Here is a 1,340-nt window from a genome sequence, read left to right on the forward strand (position 1 = left end):
TGAAGTGACCCCCAAAAGTTAGACAGCTTATTTTCTCAAGTAACATGACTGGCATGAATCCGGTATTGTACTGGGCTCATGCCTTTTAATTTTGCCTTGATCCGTTTGTGATTATAGTAATCGATATATGTTACGAGCTCTTGTTTAAAATGCTCGATGCTTTGAAATTCGTTGAAATGGATAAACTCTGATTTTAAAATACCAAAGAAACTTTCAATGACCGCGTTATCGTAACAGTTTCCCTTACGAGACATACTTTGAATAATATTTCGTTCCTTTAGGGCGTGGCGATACTGTTTCATTTGATAGTGCCAGCCCTGATCGGAGTGAATCAACAGATTTTCTTTATCTGTCAGCTGTTCAAATGATTTTTCCAACATCTCGGATACCAATGAATACGTTGGCCTGGATCCAATTGTATAAGCAATGATTTCGCCATTAAATAAATCAAGCATTGGCGATAAATAGAGCTTCTCCCCAAATAATTTAAATTCCGTGATATCTGTTACCCATTTCATCTTCGGCTTTTCCGCCTTGAAATTCCGCTCTAGCCTGTTTGGTGCCACCGTGCCGGTTTCTCCTTTATACGAACGGTATTTTTTCATCCGTACGAGACATTTCAACCCCAGTTCCTTCATGAGGCGATATATTTTTTTATGATTCATTTGATATCCCCGGTTTTTAAGCTCGTCGCGTATCCGGCGGTACCCGTAACGGCCTTTATGTTCATGATAAATCGATTGAATCAGTGTTTTTAATTTGGCATCTTTGTCTGGAAGACCGAAGGTTTTGACCCAGTAATAATACGTACTGCGCGGAATTCCAGCCAGTTTAAGCAGGGCTTTTACCGGAAATTCAGTCCTTAGTTCAAATACTACTTGGGCCTTTTCTTGTTTTGTAATTTTTCCTTGTTTTGAACTAAGGTATTCAACTTTTTTAAGTAGGCATTCTCCATTCGCAGACGTTCAATTTCAGCCTGCATGGCTTCCACTGATCCTTCTTGCGGTGTTTGTTTCTTCGTTCTTTTTTGATTTTTCTTTGTCATTGACGGCCGCCCCTTTTTCATCGGTTTTAGGGCATCGATTCCTCCGGTTTCGAACAGTTTCTGCCATTGAGCCACCGTAGAAGGTGCTTGAATATTGAAGATGGCGGCTGTTTCACGGATCGACGTCCCATTTTCGATCATATAGTGAAGTACCTTCAGTTTATCTTCTACAGAATAGGTTGTATAGAGTTTTTGAAACGCACTTTCTCCATGGTAATGGTATTTGCGAATCCATACCTGAAACACACCTGACGAAACACCGATCTCTCTGGCGATTGTTTTATGCCCTTCCCTA

At 40.4% G+C, this 1,340-nt stretch carries 1 protein-coding gene; it reads right to left on the reverse strand.

Features of this window, described 5'->3' with window-relative positions; translation table 11 throughout:
- Positions 1-35 precede the first annotated feature (35 nt).
- Positions 36-1,340, reverse strand: a protein-coding gene (locus tag V7126_RS23955; RefSeq protein ID WP_438823826.1) for an IS3 family transposase whose coding sequence is annotated in 2 segments (ribosomal slippage) — positions 36-940 and positions 940-1,340 — 1,306 coding nt annotated over the 2 segments. Because the reading frame shifts where the segments join, the coding sequence is not laid out codon by codon here. This gene is flagged as partial in the annotation.

The sequence above is a fragment of the Bacillus sp. JJ675 genome (assembly GCF_036963165.1).
Taxonomy (GTDB): domain Bacteria; phylum Bacillota; class Bacilli; order Bacillales; family Bacillaceae; genus Bacillus; species Bacillus glycinifermentans.